The following is a 1,074-nucleotide window of genomic DNA, read 5'->3' as shown; positions in this document are numbered from 1 at the left end:
GCGTGCCGCTGCCCGAAGCCATGCGCCTGGCCAACAAAGCTGGCGGCATCGTCGTCGGCAAGTTCGGCACGGCAACAGTGAGCTACGACGAGCTGGCGGCATGAGCATGCTGGAAGACAAGCTCATCGACGCCGCCGCGCTGGGCGACGCCGCGCTGGCAGAGCGGTTGGCCACGCTGGGCCGCCCCATGGTGTTCACCAACGGCGTGTTCGATGTGCTGCACCGCGGTCACGTGGCCTACCTGCATGCGGCGCGCGAGCAAGGGGCGAGCCTCGTCGTGGCCGTCAACTCCGACGTCTCAGCGCGTGGCCTCGGCAAGGGGCCGGACCGGCCGCTGAACCGCGACGTCGACCGCGCCCTGGTGCTGGCCGGCCTGGCGTCGGTCGATGCGGTGCTGTTCTTCGACGAGCCCACGCCTTGCGCACTGCTGGCGCGCGTGCGCCCGCAGCTCTACGTGAAGGGCGGCGACTACGACATGGAAGCGCTGGAAGAGACGCGCCTCGTGCGTTCGTGGGGGGGCGATGCGCGCGCCATTCCCTTCGTCGACGGCTACTCGACGACCGCCCTGGTCAACCGCATCCGCGCGCAGGGCCGATGAGCGCGCGCCGCCCCGCCGCCTTCCTCGACCGCGACGGCGTCATCAACATCGACCACGGCTACGTCTACCGCTGGGAAGACTTCACCTTCGTACCTGGCGCGGTGGATGGCCTCCGCCGCCTGCAGGCTGCCGGTTACGCCCTCGTCATCGTGACCAACCAGTCGGGCGTGGCGCGCGGCTACTACGACGAAGCGGCGGTGYAGCACCTGCACGACGCGCTGCGGGAGCACCTGGCGCAACAGGGCATCACGCTGGCCGCCATCGAGTACTGCCCCCACCTGCCCGACGCGCAGCTGCCCCGCTACGCGCTCGACTGCGACTGCCGCAAGCCCGCGCCCGGCATGATCCTGCGCAGCGCCGAAGCGCTGGACGTCGACCTCGCCGGCTCGCTGATGTTCGGCGACAAGCCATCGGACGTCGAAGCTGGCCTGGCKGCAGGCGTCGGGCGCTGCGTTCTTCTCGCGAAGAACGGGCAG

The 1,074-nt window shown here is 70.4% G+C and carries 2 protein-coding genes and 1 pseudogene; all 3 read left to right on the top strand.

Annotated features, from left to right (window positions below):
- A pseudogene (locus tag AC1DU6_RS32365) lies at window positions 1–104 on the top strand (D-glycero-beta-D-manno-heptose-7-phosphate kinase); the annotation flags it as partial.
- 2 nt (window positions 105–106) lie between these two features.
- Window positions 107–598 carry an adenylyltransferase/cytidyltransferase family protein gene (locus tag AC1DU6_RS32360; protein ID WP_457323642.1) on the top strand — a complete coding sequence of 164 codons (492 nt, stop codon included), beginning with the start codon at window positions 107–109 and terminating at the stop codon, window positions 596–598.
- On the top strand, window positions 595–1,074 hold a 480-nt coding region (gene gmhB / locus AC1DU6_RS32355; protein ID WP_477862325.1), incomplete at its 3' end, for a D-glycero-beta-D-manno-heptose 1,7-bisphosphate 7-phosphatase. The genes AC1DU6_RS32360 and gmhB, both read left to right, overlap by 4 nt.

The organism is Roseateles sp. P5_B10, from assembly GCF_056400485.1.
The sequence above is the reverse complement of the archived record's forward strand: the minus strand, read 5'-3'. Positions and strand labels throughout refer to the sequence as shown.